This window comes from Streptomyces stoeckheimensis (genome assembly GCF_045822005.1).
GTDB lineage: Bacteria > Actinomycetota > Actinomycetes > Streptomycetales > Streptomycetaceae > Streptomyces > Streptomyces stoeckheimensis.
The window spans coordinates 41,455-58,800 of the sequence record NZ_CP169550.1 but is presented as its reverse complement, the minus strand read 5'-3'; the positions used below and the strand labels follow the sequence as shown (position 1 = coordinate 58,800).

The following is a 17,346-nucleotide window of genomic DNA, read 5'->3' as shown; positions in this document are numbered from 1 at the left end:
CCCAACCCCTCATGGCCCAGGAACCGGACGTGGCGGCGGCCCGGGGCCCGGCCCACCACCGGGGCCCGGGCAGGGCGCTCCCGGGCCGCATACCCGTTGAACGGTGAGTCCGGCGCGGCCGGGTTTGGCCGTGCCGGACAGACCCTCTTCAGGCTGAACCGGACCGTTCACGACGAAGTCGATGTTGAACCTGCCGAGCAAGTCCACATTGAGACTGGCCACCTCAATCTGGCTGAGGCCGTTGACTACCAGCCCCTGGTTTCCGGTGTGACCACGTCGTCAGGGGTGGGGGTGAGACGGACGGTCAGTGGGGTGTGCTGCGCGAACGTTTCGGTGGTGATCCGAGTCGCTCACCCGCCAGGCCCTACGGCAGCTCATCCTCCGCCGGCCCGTCGCCGGAGCCGCCCGCGCCGTCGGCGGAGGGCCCACATGATGGGGATCTCTGGGACCCACGCTTCGACGTCGTCGGGTGGGAAGACGGTGACGTTGCCGCCCAGATCCTGGAACTGGTTCTCGTGCCTGGGGCCGGGGGTAGGTTCGTCGCTCATGAGGGGGAAATTGGAGTTCCGACTGTTAGGGCCGGTGGAGGTATGGCGCACCTCGCAGCGGCTGCCGCTCGGCGGCAGGAAGCCGCGCGCATTGCTCGCGACCTTGGCGCTGCACGGGGGCCGCGTCGTCTCCGCCCAAACGCTGATCGACGCAGTCTGGGGCGAGCGTCCACCGGACACCGTCCGCACGCTGCTCCAGACCTACGTATGGTTGCTGCGCCGTGAACTGGGCGACGTCATCGAGACCAGGGCACCGGGATACCTGTTGCGGGTCGAGGAGGGCCAGGTGGACCGCGACGTCTTCGCCGACCACGTGGCCCGGGGCCGACAGGCCGCCTCCAACGGCAGCCACGACGTCGCGGCGAGGGAGTTCCGGACCGCACTCGACCTGTGGCGCGGGCCCGCGCTCGGCGGTATCGGCGACGCTCTGCAGGCGACGGCGGCCCACCTCGACCAGGAACGGCTGACCGTCCTCGACGAGCGGATCGCAGCCGAGTCGGCGCAGGGGCTCGACCTCGACATCGCCGAGCTGGCGGCCTTGGTGGCCGACCACCCGACCAGGGAGCGGACCCGTGGTGCGCTGATTCTGGCCCTGTACCGGGTCGGGCGGCAGGCCGAGGCGCTGGAGGTCTACCAGGACGGCCGGCGGGTGCTGGCCGAAGAACTCGGGATCGACCCCGGTCCGGAGCTGCGCCGACTGCATGAGGCGGTCCTCCGGGGCGACCCCGCCCTACTCGCGGCGCCGCGGGACCCAGCGCTGACTCCTGCGCAGCTTCCGCCCACCGCGCCCGACTTCACCGGCAGGGTGGAGGCACTCGACGCGCTCGCCGCGGCGCTCACCGGGGCCCGGACCGCCGTTGCGGTGTGCGTGGTGTCCGGGGCCGGCGGCGTCGGCAAGTCGACGCTCGCGGCCGAGGCCGCCCACCAGGTCGCCGACGCCTACCCGGACGGCCAGCTCTACGCCGACCTGCGGGGCGTCACGGAGAGCCCGGCCACCCCGGGCGAGATCCTCGGCCGGTTCCTGCGCGCCCTTGGCCAGGAGGTGCCGGAAGTGGTGGCGGAACGGGTGGACCTGTTCCGCACCGTGCTGACCGGCCGCCGGATCCTGATGGTCCTGGACGACGCCGGTACGGAGCAACAGGTCCGTCCGCTGCTGCCCGGCAGCCCGAGCTGCGGCGTACTGATCACCTCGCGCAACCGCCTGCCGGGCCTGGCCGGAACGACCCGTACCGAACTCGAGGTGTTCGACACTGCCGCCGCCCTGGACCTGCTGGCCCGGATCGCAGGCCCCGACCGGATCGCCGCGGAACCCGAGGCCGCCCGGCGCATCGTAGCCCTGTGCGGGCAGTTGCCGCTCGCCGTCCGGATCGCCGGCGCCCGGCTCGCGACCCGCCGGCACTGGACGACCGCCACCCTGGCGGACCGGCTGTCCGACGAGCGTCGCCGCCTCGACGAGCTGGCCGTCGGTGACCTGGAGGTCCGGGCCAGCGTGGCACTGAGCTACCAGGTACTCAACCCTGCCGCCCGGCGCGCGTTCCGCCTGATCGGCCTGCTCGGCGCCGCCGACTTCGCGCCCTGGGTGGTGGCCGCGCTGCTGGACACCGACGACCGGACCGCCGACGACGCGGTCGAGGCGCTGATCGACGCGCAGCTGCTCGGCGTCACCGGGGTCGGACGACCACGCTTCCGGCTCCACGAGCTGTTGCGGGTGTACGCCCTCGAACGGGCCGAGGCCGAGGACACCCCCGCCGACCTGAGCGCGGCGCTCTCACGGGCCCTGGGCTCGTGGCTCTGGCTGATCCGCCGGCAGGCGCCCTCCGGCGAGGTGGAACCGGGCGCCGACTTCACCACCGCGCGCCCGGTGCGGAGCCTGCCCGACCCGCCCAACGACTGGTTCGAGCAGGAGGCGCCCGTGCTGGTGCTCGCGGTCGAACACGCCGCCGCGATCGACCTCGACGTGGCCGCGTGCGAGGTGTCGGTCGCGCTCTCCTCGTCGTCCTTCGGCGTCCGCAACCGGTTCGAGGAATGGTGGCGCACCCATACCGCCGCACTCGCCGCCGCCCGGCGCGCGGGCAACCGCACGGGCGAGGCGATGGTGCTGTCCGGACTGGGCCAACTACGCTACGCCGAGGACCGCTTCGACCAGGCCCACGAGTATTTCGCGTCGGCGTTCGGGCTGTTCGCCGCAGCAGGAGACCTCCGGGGCCAGGCCGTCAGCCGAGCCGGCGCCGGCAGCGCCTACCGGGAACAGGGACGGTTCTCGGCGGCCCGGGATGCCCTCGACGAGGCCGTCGCCGGTTTTCGGACCGTCGGCGACGACGCCGGACTCGGCTACGCCGGCCGACTCGCGGGCTCGGTCCACTTGGAACAGGGCCGGTACGCCGACGCGTTGTACGCTCTGGACGGAGCGCGGGCGGCCTACCGAAGACTGGGCAGCCGCCGGGGCGAGGCCCTGACCCTCCGCACTACCGGCCTGGTCCGGCGCGCCATGGGTGAGTACGGCGCCGCCGAGATGCTGCTCGAGCAATCGCTGGAGATGCTCCGCTCGCTCGGCGACCAGCTGATGATCGCCTACGCGGACCAGGCGCTGGCCAAGACCAGGATCCGGCTGGGCACCGCCGAGCGAGCGCCTCTGGAGGACGCGCTGCTGGTCTGCCGGGCCCACCACGACCGGCTCGGCGAAGGCCTGGTGCTGCGGACCATCGGGGAGTTCCACCTGGCCGCGGGCGAACTAGGCCCGGCCGAGGCCTGCCTCACCGCGGCGGGCGAGGTCTGGGACGCACTGGAGCTGCCGCTGTTCGGAGCGCGCACGCTGCGGGACCTCGCCGCGGTGTACACCGCCGCCGGCGACCGTGCCCGGGCCGACGCCGTCCGGGCGCGGGCCCTGGCGGTCTTCGCCGAGTTCGGCGCCCGCGAGTACACCGAACTCTCGGGCCTCCACGCGGCGTCGGGGGACCTAGAGGGAACTTAGAGCGGCGACCGGAAGTGTGTTCCTCAGCGGGACGGCGGCCGGCCGAGCTGAGGCCCGGCGGCTGGCAAACGGACACACGGAGGGGGATCCGGACATGAGGAGCACCAAGCGACGCCCGTCACGACGGCTGACCGGAACGACGGCGGCGGCACTGGCCGTGGCGACACTGGGCAGCACCATCACCTTGATGGCATCGGCACCCGCGCAGGCGGCCTCGTCGGCCACCGGTACCATCAGCCGGACCGAGATACTCACGCGGGCCCAGGACTGGGTCGACCGCGGCATCACCTACACCCAGTCGTACACGGCCACGGACACCGACGGCGGCCACGGCTACCGCCGGGACTGCTCGGGCCTGGTGGCGATGGCCTGGCACCTCGGGTCGAGCCCGCTGACCAACGAGTTCTTGTCGTACGCCCAGGCCGGAAGCAGCGGCATGCGCGTCATCTCCCGCGACGACTTCCGGCCAGGCGATGCGATGGTGCGCGACTCCGACGGATACGGCTCCGACGGCCACATGGAACTCTTCTCGCACTGGAAGAACCCGGGTGACCACACCCAGGGCGCCTACGTCTACTCCTTCAACACCAACGGCGAGACGGTCGAGAACCCCTCTGCCGTCAGCAACTTCCAAAAACTCGGGTTCAACTCGTGGTCCGAGGTGACCGGCTACACCGCGATCCGCTACGACCGGGCGGCGGACTTCGTCGACGACGGCGTCGCACTCGCCACCAGCACCGGCAGCGCGGCGAGCACCTCCGGACGGATGGAGGCGTTCCGCATCTCCAACGGACGGGTGCAGAACAAGTGGCAGCTGGAACCCAACGGCGGCTGGTCCGGCTGGGGCGACCTCGGCGGCAGCGGCCTGCGTGGCGGCGTGGCGGCCGTCAGCAACGCGGACGGCCGGCTGGAAGTGTTCGCCGTCGGGGGTGATGGGCAGCTCTACCACAAGTGGCAGCAGACGCCCGGCGCCGACTGGGTCGACGCCTGGGAGAGCCTGGGCGGAGAGAACCTCGTCGGAGTCGCGGCCGGGCGTAACAACGACGGCCGACTGGAAGTCTTCGCGACCGCGAGCAATGGCCGGATCTACGACCGGTGGCAGCTGACGGCGGGCGGAGGCTGGTCCGCCGGCTGGGGCGACCTCGGCGGCAACGGCACGAGCAGCGCCCTCGCGGTCGGCCGCAACGACGACGGCAGGCTGGAGGTCTTCACCGTCGGGGGCGACGGGCAGCTCTACCACAAGTGGCAGCAGACGCCCGGCGCCGACTGGATCAGCGGCTGGGAGAACCTCGGAGGCAGCGCCCTCAAGGGCGTGGCGGTCGGCAGTAACGCCGACGGCCGACTGGAGGTCTTCGTGGTTGCCGGCGACGGGCACCTGTACGACAAGTGGCAGACCGTCAAGAACGGCGGCTGGGTGTCCGGCTTCGGCAACCTCGGCGGGAACACCCTCTCGGGCAGGGTGGCCGCAGCGACCAACCTCGACGGCCGGCTCGAGGTGTCGGTGATCGGCGGCGACGGCAATGCCTTCCACCGCTGGCAGTCCGTCCCGAACGGATCCTGGAACTCGGGCTGGGTCCTGCTGTAACCGCATCCGCCACAGGTGTCCCGCCACGTCCGCGTGGCGGGACACCGCCGCTTCGAGGAGCACCATGTCCGAGATCGTGCTGATGAGCGACCCCCGCGTCACCGCACTGCCCGTCACCGAATGCGGCGAACCCCTGGTCGACCTGCGCGGGTTCCCCGAGCTGCGGATCGACCCGCGTTTGGCCGACGCCGACGGGCACTACGCCCACCTGCGCCGGGGCGTCGCGAGCCGCCTGCGGTCCGCGGCCGCACTGCTGCCCGGTGGACTGCGCCTGCTCGTCGTGGAGGGATACCGTCCGATGAACCTCCAGGTGGCGTACTTCACCGCGTACGCCGAGCAGCTCCGGGCGGCCAACCCCGACTGGACGGACGAGCACCTGCGCGTCCAGGCGAGCCGTTCGCTCGCCCCGCCCGAGGTGGCCCCGCACGTGGCCGGAGCGGCCGTCGACCTGACCCTGTGCACCGAGGACGGAACCGAGCTCGACTTCGGCACCGAGCTGAACGTGAGCCCGGAGGAAAGCGGCCTCGCCTGCTACACAGAGGCCGCCCAGATCTCCGAGCTCGCCCGGCAGCACCGGCGGATCCTTGCCGCGGCACTGGTCGCGGCGGGCCTGGTCAACTACCCCACCGAGTGGTGGCACTGGTCGTACGGTGACCGTTACTGGGCCCACGCCACCCAGGCGCCCGCCGCCCGCTACGGCCCGCTGTCCGGCTGATCCCGTCGATACGACCGACAGCTCCGGCGGTCCACCGGCGCTCAGCGCGGGGGCCGTAGCTCGCGCAGTCCAGAGTCCGGTGGCAGCTATCCCTTCTTCCGCCTGTCGATGGTCTTTGGGTGCGCTGCTCGGGCGGCACCACTGTGAATCAGCGAGCTGGTGGCACTGACTGGGCGTCAGTCAACACAAGGCGGCTATCCCAGTTCAAGCTGCACGGTGGTTGTGATCACGGCTGTCACGAGATGACCAGGCTGCTGCCGGCAGGCGCCTATCACGAGGATGGCCGGCTGACATGGGCGTGACTGTTCCAGTGCACGACCTGTCGGCTTGGGACGGTGCCGGACACTGCTCGGCTCTTCTCCGGCTGGTCTTGTGGCTGGGATGCTGCGGGGATGGGTGAGCGGGCCTTCTCGTTTGTGCCGTTGTCGGTGTCGGCGCGTCCCCCGCGGTTGGTGGTCGTGGTGCCTCATGACGAGGACTGGGTGCGGTGGATGGCTCTCGGTCTGGCGCGGGTGTCGCAGTCGTGGGGAGGCAGTGGCAGCGTGGTCGTCCTTGCGGCCGGCGGTGGGCCATGCTGGGGTGGAGCGGGCCCTGGCGCAGTTCGGGCCGGATCACGTTGTGGCCTACAACCCCTCGTGGGGTTCGGTCGACAGGCTCTTCCCAGGGCTGGTGGATCGCCTCGCCGCGGGCCAGCAGGTTGAGGATGGGGCGGCCCGTGAGGCGGCCGCGCAGATGCTGCGGGATACGGCATGGAGCCACACGATCGTGGCTCGGGCCGAGGAAGCTGCTGAAGATCTGCGCTCGCGTTTGGCTGTGAATCGGCGCGAGGACCTCGTTCAGCCAGTTCGTCTACCCCTGGGACAGCGAAGACCCCAAGTAGCCGCGGAGCACTCAGAGCGCGGCCGACGGGCAACTCGCCCGGCAGGCCTCGGCAGGCCTCGGCAGGCCATGGCCCCTTGCACGGGACCGGGTCGAGAGGGCCGGCTGAGTCCGCGCCCGCCTGATCACGTACGACCCGGACGGGTACCGGTCGAGTCTGACCGGCTGGAAGTGGAAGGGCGGGAAGGAGTCTGGGACCGTTCCGGCCTTCGGCAGGCCGGATCAGCTCTGGGCGGGGATGTCCAGGGCGGTCCCGTACAGGCGGGACACCCGGAGCAGGATGGTCACGCGCCGATCAGGCAGTGGCTGCTCCCCGGGGGCCGCCCCGTCGGCCGGGTCCACTATCTCCGCCTCTCCCTCCGCGACGGCGAACGACCAGATGTCCGGGCCGTTGACGTGCAGTGATGCGTGCGGGTCGCGGCGCAACTGTCGGACTTTGAGGCGGTCGGCGGTGGAGGAGACCCGCAGTACGCGTTCCTCGGCGTTCCAGTCGTAGAGAACGGTGGACAGGTGCGGGTGGCCGGTGCTCCTGACGCTCGCGAGCACGCCGAACTGCTGCTGACTCAGCAGTTGGGACAGCTCTTGGTCGGTGAGTGCTCGGGGTGCCGGGCCGTCGTTCTGGGTGGTGCCGGTGGTGGGGGTCTCGGTGGCGGTGTGCTCACTCATGGGGATCAGCCTTTGCTGGTCGGGGTGGGAGGGCGGGTCAGACAACCGGATGCGGCAAACGCGTGGTGTCTCCGGCCAGTTGACGCAACAAGGAAGACCGTAGCAGATAGTTTCGTTGCGGACGATTATTGGGTTTCGGCGGCCGGGGGCCACCTGCCCCCTTCAGGACCGCGCCGAGCACCGCGGGGCGGCGAAGCTGGGGCAGGGTGGGACGTCGGCGGCTCGGGCCCGCGCGGCGGCGTGGCCAGGGGTGGGGGCCGCCCGTACGCCGCCGACGTCCCTGGACCCTCAGCCCCGCAGCGGGCCCTCGCAGGCGTACGACGAGGTGGCGGCGCTCCCCGCGATCGCGGCCGGGCCGAACCAGCAGTTCATGTCCTGGAAGTTGGTGCCGCTGCCGAGAGCGCGTTCGATCAGCCGGCTGTCGGTGGCGGCGGACATGTCCTTGAAGACCAGGTCCGCGCTCGCCGCGCCGCTCAGCGCGGTCGTGAGCTGACCCGTGCACACGAAGCGCCGGTTGGTGCCGGTGGCGCCCGTGTCCGCGCACTGCGGTGCGGTCCCGCTCGACGCGGTGAGCGCCGACTGCACTTGGGCCGCCGTGTCGTGGGTCAGGGTCGCGGTGGGCTGGAAGGCAACAACCGGTACATCGACTGGAGTTCGGACGGCTTGTCCCGCCACAGGTACTCGTAGAAGGTGCCGGCGTAGTCGTAGAACCGGAATCCGTCGCCGGCGTAGGTCGCGTGCAGGAGCTGGTTCACGGTCATCCGCGGGCCGCCGGTCGCCGTGTCGTCGATGACGCCCTGGACCAGGGACTTGCGCACCGCGATCCCGTCGTCGCGGGTGGCGCCGTCGAAGAACTCGGCCGTCCCCTCGTCCATCGCCGTGGTCCGGTCGCCGCTGTACCAGGCTCCGGAACCGAAGGTGCCCGGGACGGCGAACCGGCCGTTGAGGTAGTGGGTGTACTCGTGCCGGAACAGCTCCTCCAGGGTCAGGGAGGAGTCCTGGGGCACGCGGCGCTGGTAGGTGTAGAAGGTCGCGGTGGACTCGATGTACATGCCGCCGTTGTCGGTGCTCAGACCCGTGAGGACCGGCTGGTAGGCCACGTAGTCGGCGCGCGAGGCGTAGAGCACCACGGTGAGGGTGGTGTTGGCATCCCCGGCGATCGGCTGATCGGTGCCCAGTACGCGGTGGAACTGCGTCTTGACCTGCTTGCTCGCGTAGTAGAGCTGGTCGACAGTGGTCCGGTCGAGCGCGGTGCGGACCTTGATCGCGCCCTTGTCGTAGGTGTACGTGTACGGGAAGAGCCGCGCCTCCAGCTCGGCCTTGCACTTCGGCGAATGACAGGTGCCGCCGCCGGTGGCCTGCGTGGCGTCCGCGGCCGTGGCGGCCCGCTCCGCGCGGTCGTGCTTGCGGCGGCCGTGCTGGTCGCGGCCGGTTGCGACCGGCGCGGGCGCCGCCTTCGCCGCGACGGCGGGTGAGGCGGCGGGGGCCGGGGCGGCGGCGGCCCGGGTGGCGGGGATCGCGGACAGCGTGAGGGTGGCGGCTATCGCGGCGGTGAGCAGGGAAACACGCACAGATCTCGGAGCGCGCAACGAAGTCTCCTTACGGGTCGACAAGAAGGGGGGAGTGGCAGTGACGCGTAACATAGCAATGTGAAATTGCACTGAGAACCCCCTGTGTGCCGCGAGGTTTTCGCAACCACACGCGCACCGGAGTCGGCATCTCGCGGCGGCGGTCTTGTGCGCGAGCACGCGCCTTCACATACTTCACTGGCAGCGCCTGTCAGGGACACGCCAATCCCTGAATGCGCCTCACAGGGCCCCCAACCCCATGGGCCCCGACGCTCCGAGGAGGAGATCAGTGAGGATCACGCGCACCAGTTCCCCCACCCGCACCGCACGGCGGGCCACACTCACCGCCGTGGCCACCGGCCTGCTGACGGCCGCCGCGCTCACCCTGCCCACCGCCCAGGCAGCCACACCCCCGTCCTTCGGTGCGGCGCAGCTCGCCAAGGTGGACCAGGCCGTCCTGGCCGCCGATGTCGGCGGCACCGCGTGGTACGTGGACCGGGAGAGCGGCCGGGTCGTCGTGACGGCCGACAGCACGGTGTCTGCCGCTGACCTCGCGAAGACTCGTTCTTGACCGCCGGCCACTGCGGCGACGTGGTCAAGACCTGGTACACCAACTCCGCGCAGAGCACGCTGATCGGACCCACCGTCGGGTCCAGTTTCCCGGGCAACGACTACGCGCTGGTCCGCTACGACAACGCCTCGCTCAGCCACTCCGGCGGCTTCACCGCCGCCGACGCCTACGTGGGCGAGCCCGTCAAGCGCAGCGGCTCCACCACCGGCACGCGGAGCGGAACGGTCACCGCACTGGACGCCACCGTCCACTACAGCGGCGGCGGCACGGTGCGCGGCATGATCCAGACCAACGTGTGCGCGGAGCCCGGCGACTCGGGCGGCGCCCTGTACGACGGCACGAAGGCCCTCGGCATCACGTCAGGCGGCAGCGGCAACTGCTCGGTCGGCGGCACGACGTTCTACCAGCCGGTGCCGGAGGCCCTCGCCAAGTACAGGGTGTCCCTGCTCTGAGACCGAGCCGTCCAGGCCTCCGGCTCGCAGACGTACCACCTCTCGCGCAGAAGGCGCCCGCCCCGGAACAGCGCCCGGGGCGGGCGCCTTCGCGTCCGCGGGCGGCCCGGTCGCGGTACCGGACGGCGTAGCGCCCTTGGCCCTCGTTCCCGACACCCACGACCAGGGCTGGCAGGCTGATCCAGTTGTGGGAAAGCCTGGGGGCCTCAGTTCCCCGCGGGGAGGGCACTGGGGCTGACAGGGAAGGGGTCGGGAAGCCGTCCTTGGGGGTGGGGAAGGGGTTGGCGGGAGGGTGGGACAGACGCGACGGAAGGGGGCGCCGGGAGCCATCCTCTTCCATTCGGCGGGAGTGGGGTTGGCCGCGGCGAGGCGGCAGGCACGTGCGATCGGGTCACTCAGGGTGGCGCCGATCTCGGCGATGTTCCAGCGGACGGCCTGGCCGGGGTAGGTGTAGGTGTAGGTGTAGGTGTAGGTGTAGGTGTAGGTGTAGGTGTAGGTGGTCAGTGTGGCGCCGTCGGAGGAGATGCCGAGGGGGCGTGCCTCCTCGTCCAGGGTGAGGGTCGCCACGGCGTGCGGAGCGGTGGGGTCCCACACGTCCCAGGCCAGGAGCCGGGATCCGGAGCCGGCTCCCGTGAGCAGTCGGCCGTCCGCGCCGAACGCGTACGGCGCCTCTTCGCTGCCCTGGGGGACGCGGCCGCGGAACCGGGGCCGGGCCGGGCCGGAGACGTCGTAAAGGAAGCCTCCCGATGCACGGAAGTCCGTCACCTCCAGCCGGTTGCCGTCGGGGGAGAACGCGCGCGGCATCGGAAGGTTCCTGCCTCCGTCCGCGGAGGGCAGCGCGGACAGCCGGTCGGGCTTGCGCGGGTCGCCGACGTCGTACAGCGCCCCGTCGACTGCCAGGACCGGGTCGTTGGGGGCGAACAGAACCTCCCGGACCTTCTTCCACTCGCGTTTGATGAAGCCGAGCCGCTCCGGCTCGCCGGGCCGGGAGGAGAGGTCCCACAGGGTGGCACCGCCCTCGGAGCCGGTGGCCATGAGGCCTGCCGGGCCTTCGGCTGCCAGCCGATCGCCGCGGGTCGAGAACCACGTCGCCGCGTACCGGAATTCCTCGCCCGCCTCCAGGCCGAGTACGTGGAGGACGCGGACGACTCCGAGCTGAAGACCCAGCCGCCGCAGATCAGAATGCAGGCCTACGCGACGCACGGCGATGTCGAGAAGAAGCATTTCGAGATCTACACGCTTGCGGCATCGATCGTCGGGGGAACCCGATCGAATGCCCAGGGTCACATTGCGGAACTCAAAAAGCTTGGCATCACTGCTGCCGAACTCCGCGACGTCGGCGAGCTCGCGGCGGCGGTCCACAGTGCGAGCAAGATCCTTCAGTCGCAGGCATGCCCCTTCCCGAGGGTGGGCCGCGGTGTTGATGCGACCACACCGCATCCGGGCTTGGTGACGGGCTCTCTGAGGCACGACGGTCGCGCGAGGTGCCGGGTGGGAGCGGTTGTGCCCTGCTCTGGTGGAGCGGAGCACAACCGAAGGGCTTCAGGGAGTCTGGGGCGAGGAAGGATTGTCCTTTGCCCTGGCACCCCACCTCCTACTGCGGCCAGCGGGGGAGCGGAGCGGACCCGCCCAACGGGCCGTAGGCCCCGACCCCGTGAAACGGGGTCTGAGCGCGCTCCCCCTTCGGGCCACCTACGCACCCACTCTGGGCCGACAAGAACACGCATCGAGGCCAACTACAACGCCCTGCTGTCCTCCGGTGCCAACCACGACGCTCAGGTGCTGCCCTTGGACAACGAAGTTGGTCGGTCTGTTCGCGTTGGCCTGCGACGACTGGATCGAATGGCAAATGATCAGTCAGGACCGGTGTGGGATGGGTGAACCCTTGCTGTGGTGCCGGGTGGCCCTGCGTCACATAGGGAGCGAGAACAGCCGTACTGGCCCTGAGGGCCAGCGGGCGTCGTCGCGCAAGGGTGTCACCATAGTTCGCAGCGGCATGGTCACCAAGCGGTCTTCGGGTTGTTCGACGAGTACGTCCTTGTCGAGCGGGTGCCATCCGAGGCGCTGGTAGAGCGGCACAAGAGGAGGCCGGCAGAACAGGAGTGCGTGCTGAGGACCCATCGTGCGGGCGTGCTCCAGGGCAGCTGTGACGACGAGCCGAGCCAGGCCCTGACCTTGCATGCCGGGTGCGACAGCCACCCCGCCGACGCCCACCACCTCCGACTCGGCGTCGCCGATCGCGACAAACAGTCGCAGCAGGCCGGCGTGTGCCACGAGCCGGTCTTCGTGTCTGATTCCGAAGTGTTCTTCTTTCGGCAGCCAGGTCAGACCGGTCGAGGCGACACCGAAGGGATCATCGCTGGCGCCAAGGATCTCCTCCTGGTCCGCCTTCGTATAGTGGGGGAGGCGCACCACAGTCGGTGCCACAGCGGATCGGTTCTCAGGCATTCCCACATGATGATCTCTCCACGAGCACTGACCAAGCGATTCCTCCGCCGGCAGACAACTGGGCGCTGTCGCTCCTGAGTCGGGTCCAGACCCTCGTACGATTGGGTTCGCTGGCCAGGAAGCCGCAGCAACTATGTTCGCTGTCAAAGCGCCTGGATATGGACGGCAACGGACAGGTGCCGACTACGGCGCCAAGGCACAAGTCACCTACTGTCCTGTGCCAGCGATGGCTGACGCGTTCAATCAGGCGATGGCCAAAACGAAGGCGTCCACAGGATCCTTCCTCCAGGAAGCCCGAACCGCCCTTGGGAGCACGTAGGCATGCTCCCAACTGTCGCACTGCGGGCTCTCGGGCTCACGGTGCAGAACACGCCAAGTGGAGTCGGAACTCACCTTCCGACTGGAGTCACCTGTCGTCCATAGAGCCAATAGGGCGTCTTCGGAGACGACGGTGGTATTCGGGCAGTCCTCTGCAAGTCCGAGGGAGCCTGGACTTCGGCGTCGTTCCGGCAGCACCTGGTACTCCGGCACTATCGACGGGACCGTGCTCGGCGAAGGAGGTCACCTTCATCGAAGGGGAGATGCCGATGGAGGCAGGAGCGGTGGTAAGGAGAGGGAGGGCACCGAGGGTGCGCGCGGTCCACGTGGCGTGGCGAAGCCCTCGGTACGTTCTGTGGGACGGGCTCGAGGATGTGTCGTTCGGGGGTGACCCGACGCCGTCCACAGCCCACGGCGGCCAACCGCGCGCCCCGGCTCCGGTACCGGTCACAGCGGCGCCCGGGCCCTTAGAACTCCTAACGAAATGATCTTCTTGGTGGTTGGATCGCTCCGGGACTCTTGATCTGGGGGCGCGGGGTGGCTCGACCGAAGCCGTGGGATGTCGATGACGAACTGTGGGCGTTGATCGAACCGCTACTGCCGAAGGCCGAGCGTCGAACTCGGCATCCTGGGCGGAAGCGGCAACCGGACCGGCTGGTGTTCCAGGGCATCCTTTTCGTGCTGCACACGGGGATTGGGTGGGAACACCTGCCGCAGGAGCTCGGCTTCGGCTCGGGCATGACCTGCTGGCGCCGCTTGGCCGAGTGGACCGAGGCTGTCGTGTGGCCCCGGCTGCACCAAGAGCTCCTGGCGAAGTTGCGCGGCGCGAACGCCCTGGACTTCTCCCGCGCGGCGGTCGAGGGCTCTCACATTCGGGCGCCAAAGGGGGCCCCAAGACGGGACGAAGTCCTGTTGACCGGGGCAGGACGGGCAACAAGCGCCACCTGATCACCGACGCCACCGGCATCCCGCTCGCCGTCACCCTGACCGGCGGCAATCGCAACGACGTCACCCAGCTCATTCCGCTGCTCGAAGCCATTCCACCGGTGCGGGGCAAGCGCGGCCGGCCCCGGCGCCGACCGGACATCGTGCTCGGTGACCGCGGCTACGACCACGACAAGTACCGCCGCCTCGTCTGGGCCCTCGGGGTGAAGCCGGTGATCGCCCGACGCGGCTCCGAGCACGGCTCGGGACTGGGTACCCAACGTTGGTTCGTGGAGCGTGCATTCGCCCACCTGCACTGGTTCCGCCGCCTGCGGATTCGCTGGGAGATCCGCGACGACATCCACGAAGCCTTCCTGACCCTCGGATGCGCCCTCATCTGCTGGCGGCGACTTATCTCCCTACCCTGACAGCATCGGAACCCAGTGATCCATCACCTGGCGCAGACGCTGGCGATGGTCAGCAATCCAGTCATCCGGCGGGACGAGCGGGACCCGCACGGTGACCATGGACCCCGACTCGTCCTCCACGACCACCTCCGGGCAGTCACGCTCGCCCGTGAGCTGGATGAAGATGGACGGCCCACTGCTCATCGCCATCCAGGCCACGTCTTCACCGGCGTCAAGCCGGTCCAGTGCGTCGGCCCAGCTCTCCAACCGCGCAACATACAGCGCCAGGTCGATACGGCCGGACACGAAGGGCGTCTTGACGACGATCTCCACGTCGAGCCCGGCGGTCCATCTGGGGCTACGTCCCAGAACGTTGACCGAGACGCTGTTGCCCTCGTCATCAGCAAGCGAGATGAGCTCCCTCGGGGGACTGTCACCCATGGCTGCCCTTTCGTCGGCGAGTACCGAGCGATCCTCGTCCGACCTGGGGCCATCCTTCATCTCATTTTGTTAGGAGTTCTAAGTCACGGCCAGGTGTGACTTAGAAGCCGTATCTCAACAGATTTTGGAACGTGTAGGTCGAACAGGGTATCCCCAACAACCTGGTTACACCGTTCGACGACCTAAGGACCCTCTCTGGGGCACGCCCCATCCGGGACGCCGCCAACATCTTCAACCATAAGCAGTCCATGCTCGTCCCGAGCTGAGGTGGGCGGCTACGCAGGGGTCAGTGCGGGGGCGCGGCCCCGGTCATCGGCCGGCGTTGCAGCAGAAGGAGGCGGTCGGCGACGAAGGCCCACTCCAGGTCCTGCGTCCCGCCAAAGACCTGCTCGCAGCGGGCGGTGAGATCCCGCAGGCTCTCCAGCCGCGTCTCGTCGAGGCAGAGTCGGTGGATTCGGTCGGCGGGGACCGGGACCTGGCTCGTTCCGCCGGCCGGCGCGGGCTCCACGGCCAGGTCCTTCATGCCCGCCGTACGCTCGATCACCCTGCCGTCGTGGCGGACCCGGTAGTGATCCGGTACGACCAGGCCGCTGACCACGGCTTCGCCCAGGCCCCAACTCGCCTCGATCACCAGAACGTCGGAGCCGTCGAGGGGGTCTCGGGAGAACAGGACTCCGGCGCACTCGGGTTCCACCAACTCCTGTACCACCACTGCCACTCTGGGCCGGCCGGGCAGCCCGAGCCGCTCACGGTAGGCGAGCGCGGCGGCCGAGTGCGCCGAATCTCTCACCATTCGGACCGCCTCGGTCAGCCCGTCCGGACCCCGTACGTTGAGGCAGGTGAGGTGCTGTCCGGCGAAGCTCGCCCCGGCCGAGTCCTCGCCCAGCGCGGAGGAACGCACGGCCAGCCCGCCGCCCTGCAAGCCGGCGGTTGCCACGTGCAGGGCGGCGAGCGCCTCGTCGTCATCTGCTGCGACGGCGTCGACGAACAGCCATTCCAGGGCGATTCCTGCCGGTACCGGTAGACCGGCCCGGGCGGCGGCCGCGAGCTGCGAGGCCTTGCCGCCGTACTGGCTCTCGTCGGTGGCCAGGCGGAGCGGCACAGGGGCGGACCACGTGCTCGGCGACAGCAGACCGGTCATCGGACCACCGCCGCCTCTCCGGCCCGGCCGTCGACCCGCACCCAGGCGCCGTCGGGTATCACCGCCGTGGCATCCGTGCATCCGACGACGCCGGGGATGGCGAACTCCCGGGCGACGATGGCGGCGTGGGAAAGCGCTCCGCCGCGATCGGTGACGATCGCGCCGAGCAGCGGCAGGACGATGTTGAAGGCCGTGGTGGTCGCGCCGGTGACCAGGACGTCCCCGGGCTGGATGCGGTCGAACTCGGGCACGCCGCTGATCACCCGTGCCGTGCCCTCGTACACGCCCGGGCTCGCGCCGAGCCCGTGGACGGTCCGCCCCTCGGTCCGGGCTGCCGGGTTGCTGAACATGGCAAGGACGACGGCACCGAGGGCGCGTTCCAGGCGTGCCGCGGCGGGCGGCAGCCAATCGGGAGGCAGCGGGTCGCCCGGCGGTGGACCCAGCATCGGTGGCGCGTCCGCGTACCGGGCGTGGTCGCGGTAGTGCGCCCGGGAGGCGAGTTCTGCGGCGTCGGGCCCGGAGCCCGTACGGACCAGGGCGCGCAGCTCGACGTAGTCCGCCTCGGCCAGGTGGGCGGGTGCGTGGATCCGGCCCTGCTCGGTGAGCCGTCGGCCGGCCGCCAGGATGGCGCGCCGGGTGAGGCCGATGGCCGGAAGGTCCGCGCACGACCCGCGCTCGTCGCGCAGCCGGGAGACCAACCGCGCCTCGGCGAGCAGCTCGTCGAAGCGGGAGCGGTGCGGCGCGGGTACGGCGTCGCGAAGGTCGGCCGCCGCGTCGGCGCGCTGTTCGGCGGGGGCGTCCTCCTGGGGCTTCGTCGCGGAGGAAACCGCCGAGCGAATGGCCGCGAGCACGACGGCGGGCAACTCGGCCACGCAGGGATCGCCCACGTCCTCGCCGTTGACGGGGCGCCAGCCCGCCGTCGCCAGGTACTCGGCGAGGGCGGTACTCGTACGTCCCGCGACGGCCCCCAGCGCCGCCAGCAGCTCCTGGGGTCGTGCCGAGGAGGCGAGCAGCTCGCTCGCCCGGGGGTCCGCTGCTACGGCGGCGGCCAGCTCGGCCAGTTCCTCCCGGTCCGCCAGCGGATCGGGGCTCGATCCGGCCAGCGGGGCCAGGATCTCGCCGGTGGTGCGCCCTGTCCACTCCTGACAGTGGGCGAGCAGATCGCCCATCGGCAGCAGTGCCGGCATGTTGAACAGGTGGTGCAGGTAACCGGCTCGGCGCTGGTGCTCCCGGCACCGGTCGAGGTACGCGAGCAGACTGCCGGTATCGAGGAGACCGGGCTCGACCTGCTGTAGTTCGCGCCGCTCGCGCTGCAGCCCGGGTCTGACCTCCTCGTCCCAGCGGCGCAGGTCCTCGCGCCACAGCTTGCGCTCGAAGACGGTCGCGCTGGTCGCGAGCCTGGTGCGGATCTCGGGGTGATCGGCGGCAAGGTGTTCCCAGACCTCCCTCGGCGGATGGTCCGTGGCGTCCGGCGGGGCTCCCAGCGGCTGGGGATGGTAGTAGCAGAAACCGTTGACGAAGGCCCAGTCCAGCCGTTCGAGCAGCGATCCGTACCGGCGGAGGCTCTCTCCGAAGCCGCGGTGCATCTCCTCGATGAAGATCTCGGCGTGGAACCTGGTCACCGGGCGGGTGAAGTGGGTCGGGTCCAGGAACCACGTGCCCGGCCCCGGTGGAGCGAAAGTGCGTTCCGTGGCGATGCTCATGGCTCTCCT

14 protein-coding genes and 1 pseudogene are annotated in these 17,346 nt (G+C 70.3%); 6 read left to right on the top strand and 9 right to left on the bottom strand.

From position 1 onward, the window contains the following. Positions 1 to 374: 374 nt before the first annotated feature. The gene (locus tag ACE1OC_RS00250) at positions 375 to 548 is read right to left on the bottom strand and encodes a hypothetical protein (RefSeq protein ID WP_407835184.1); all 174 of its coding nucleotides are present in this window, start codon (positions 546 to 548) and stop codon (positions 375 to 377) included. 34 nt (positions 549 to 582) lie between these two features. On the opposite strand from ACE1OC_RS00250, the gene ACE1OC_RS00245 reads away from it, so the two are divergent. The 3 genes from ACE1OC_RS00245 to ACE1OC_RS00235 all read left to right on the top strand — a co-directional run bounded on the left by ACE1OC_RS00245 (position 583) and on the right by ACE1OC_RS00235 (position 5,819). After that, positions 583 to 3,519, top strand: coding sequence for an AfsR/SARP family transcriptional regulator (locus tag ACE1OC_RS00245; RefSeq protein ID WP_407835183.1), 2,937 nt, complete (start codon positions 583 to 585; stop codon positions 3,517 to 3,519). Positions 3,520 to 3,613: 94 nt separating this feature from the next. Next, a complete protein-coding gene (locus ACE1OC_RS00240; RefSeq protein WP_407835182.1) occupies positions 3,614 to 5,104 on the top strand; it encodes a hypothetical protein in 1,491 nt (496 codons plus the stop codon). Positions 5,105 to 5,168: 64 nt separating this feature from the next. Further along, entirely contained in the window at positions 5,169 to 5,819 is a 651-nt protein-coding gene (locus tag ACE1OC_RS00235) for a M15 family metallopeptidase (protein WP_407835181.1), read from the top strand. 1,101 nt (positions 5,820 to 6,920) lie between these two features. On the opposite strand, the gene ACE1OC_RS00230 is transcribed toward ACE1OC_RS00235, so the two are convergent. The 3 genes from ACE1OC_RS00230 to ACE1OC_RS00220 form a co-directional block, all read right to left on the bottom strand. After that, complete coding sequence (locus ACE1OC_RS00230; protein WP_407835180.1) at positions 6,921 to 7,364, bottom strand: pyridoxamine 5'-phosphate oxidase family protein; 444 nt, start codon at positions 7,362 to 7,364, stop codon at positions 6,921 to 6,923. Between the two features lie 288 nt (positions 7,365 to 7,652). Further along, positions 7,653 to 7,949, bottom strand: coding sequence for a hypothetical protein (locus ACE1OC_RS00225; RefSeq protein WP_407835179.1), 297 nt, complete (start codon positions 7,947 to 7,949; stop codon positions 7,653 to 7,655). A 20-nt stretch (positions 7,950 to 7,969) separates the two neighbouring features. Then, positions 7,970 to 8,953 carry a collagenase gene (locus tag ACE1OC_RS00220; protein WP_407835178.1) on the bottom strand — a complete coding sequence of 328 codons (984 nt, stop codon included), beginning with the start codon at positions 8,951 to 8,953 and terminating at the stop codon, positions 7,970 to 7,972. 268 nt (positions 8,954 to 9,221) lie between these two features. Here ACE1OC_RS00220 and ACE1OC_RS00215 point away from each other — a divergent pair. Then, positions 9,222 to 9,955 (top strand): annotated as a pseudogene (locus tag ACE1OC_RS00215) (S1 family peptidase). On the opposite strand, the gene ACE1OC_RS00210 reads toward ACE1OC_RS00215, so the two are convergent. Then, entirely contained in the window at positions 9,863 to 11,179 is a 1,317-nt protein-coding gene (locus ACE1OC_RS00210; protein ID WP_407841849.1) for a hypothetical protein, read from the bottom strand. The pseudogene ACE1OC_RS00215 and the gene ACE1OC_RS00210 overlap by 93 nt on opposite strands. Between ACE1OC_RS00210 and ACE1OC_RS00205 the strand changes: the two genes are divergently transcribed. Beyond that, positions 11,138 to 11,836, top strand: a complete 699-nt coding sequence (locus ACE1OC_RS00205) for a carboxymuconolactone decarboxylase family protein (RefSeq protein WP_407841442.1) — start codon at positions 11,138 to 11,140, stop codon at positions 11,834 to 11,836. The genes ACE1OC_RS00210 and ACE1OC_RS00205 overlap by 42 nt on opposite strands. Before the next feature lie 30 nt (positions 11,837 to 11,866). Here the strand turns inward: ACE1OC_RS00205 and ACE1OC_RS00200 are convergent, their stop codons facing one another. After that, positions 11,867 to 12,403: a GNAT family N-acetyltransferase gene (locus ACE1OC_RS00200; RefSeq protein WP_407835177.1), complete on the bottom strand. Its 537-nt coding sequence runs from the start codon at positions 12,401 to 12,403 to the stop codon at positions 11,867 to 11,869. A gap of 855 nt (positions 12,404 to 13,258) precedes the next feature. Between ACE1OC_RS00200 and ACE1OC_RS00195 the strand changes: the two genes are divergently transcribed. After that, a protein-coding gene (locus ACE1OC_RS00195) for an IS5 family transposase (RefSeq protein WP_407835176.1) occupies positions 13,259 to 14,073 on the top strand; the annotation gives its coding sequence in 2 pieces (ribosomal slippage) (positions 13,259 to 13,604 and positions 13,604 to 14,073; 816 coding nt in all). Here ACE1OC_RS00195 and ACE1OC_RS00190 read toward each other — a convergent pair. From ACE1OC_RS00190 to ACE1OC_RS00180, 3 genes are all read right to left on the bottom strand, one after another. Next, on the bottom strand, positions 14,065 to 14,553 hold the full coding sequence (locus ACE1OC_RS00190; protein ID WP_407835175.1) for a DUF5959 family protein: 489 nt from the start codon (positions 14,551 to 14,553) through the stop codon (positions 14,065 to 14,067). The two genes, ACE1OC_RS00195 and ACE1OC_RS00190, sit on opposite strands and share 9 nt — an antisense overlap. A 226-nt stretch (positions 14,554 to 14,779) precedes the next feature. Further along, a complete protein-coding gene (locus ACE1OC_RS00185) occupies positions 14,780 to 15,634 on the bottom strand; it encodes a PEP/pyruvate-binding domain-containing protein (protein WP_407835174.1) in 855 nt (284 codons plus the stop codon). After that, positions 15,631 to 17,337, bottom strand: coding sequence for a PEP-utilizing enzyme (locus ACE1OC_RS00180; protein ID WP_407835173.1), 1,707 nt, complete (start codon positions 17,335 to 17,337; stop codon positions 15,631 to 15,633). Before ACE1OC_RS00180 ends, ACE1OC_RS00185 begins: the two co-directional genes overlap by 4 nt. Positions 17,338 to 17,346: the final 9 nt, after the last annotated feature.

Coding starts and splice junctions, on each gene's coding strand:
- ACE1OC_RS00250 (WP_407835184.1), bottom strand. CDS start 548: ATGAGCGACGAACCTACCCCCGGCCCCAGGCACGAGAACCAGTTCCAG.
- ACE1OC_RS00240 (WP_407835182.1), top strand. CDS start 3,614: ATGAGGAGCACCAAGCGACGCCCGTCACGACGGCTGACCGGAACGACG.
- ACE1OC_RS00235 (WP_407835181.1), top strand. CDS start 5,169: ATGTCCGAGATCGTGCTGATGAGCGACCCCCGCGTCACCGCACTGCCC.
- ACE1OC_RS00230 (WP_407835180.1), bottom strand. CDS start 7,364: ATGAGTGAGCACACCGCCACCGAGACCCCCACCACCGGCACCACCCAG.
- ACE1OC_RS00205 (WP_407841442.1), top strand. CDS start 11,138: ATGCAGGCCTACGCGACGCACGGCGATGTCGAGAAGAAGCATTTCGAG.
- ACE1OC_RS00210 (WP_407841849.1), bottom strand. CDS start 11,179: ATGCTTCTTCTCGACATCGCCGTGCGTCGCGTAGGCCTGCATTCTGAT.
- ACE1OC_RS00200 (WP_407835177.1), bottom strand. CDS start 12,403: ATGCCTGAGAACCGATCCGCTGTGGCACCGACTGTGGTGCGCCTCCCC.
- ACE1OC_RS00190 (WP_407835175.1), bottom strand. CDS start 14,553: ATGAAGGATGGCCCCAGGTCGGACGAGGATCGCTCGGTACTCGCCGAC.
- ACE1OC_RS00185 (WP_407835174.1), bottom strand. CDS start 15,634: ATGACCGGTCTGCTGTCGCCGAGCACGTGGTCCGCCCCTGTGCCGCTC.
- ACE1OC_RS00180 (WP_407835173.1), bottom strand. CDS start 17,337: ATGAGCATCGCCACGGAACGCACTTTCGCTCCACCGGGGCCGGGCACG.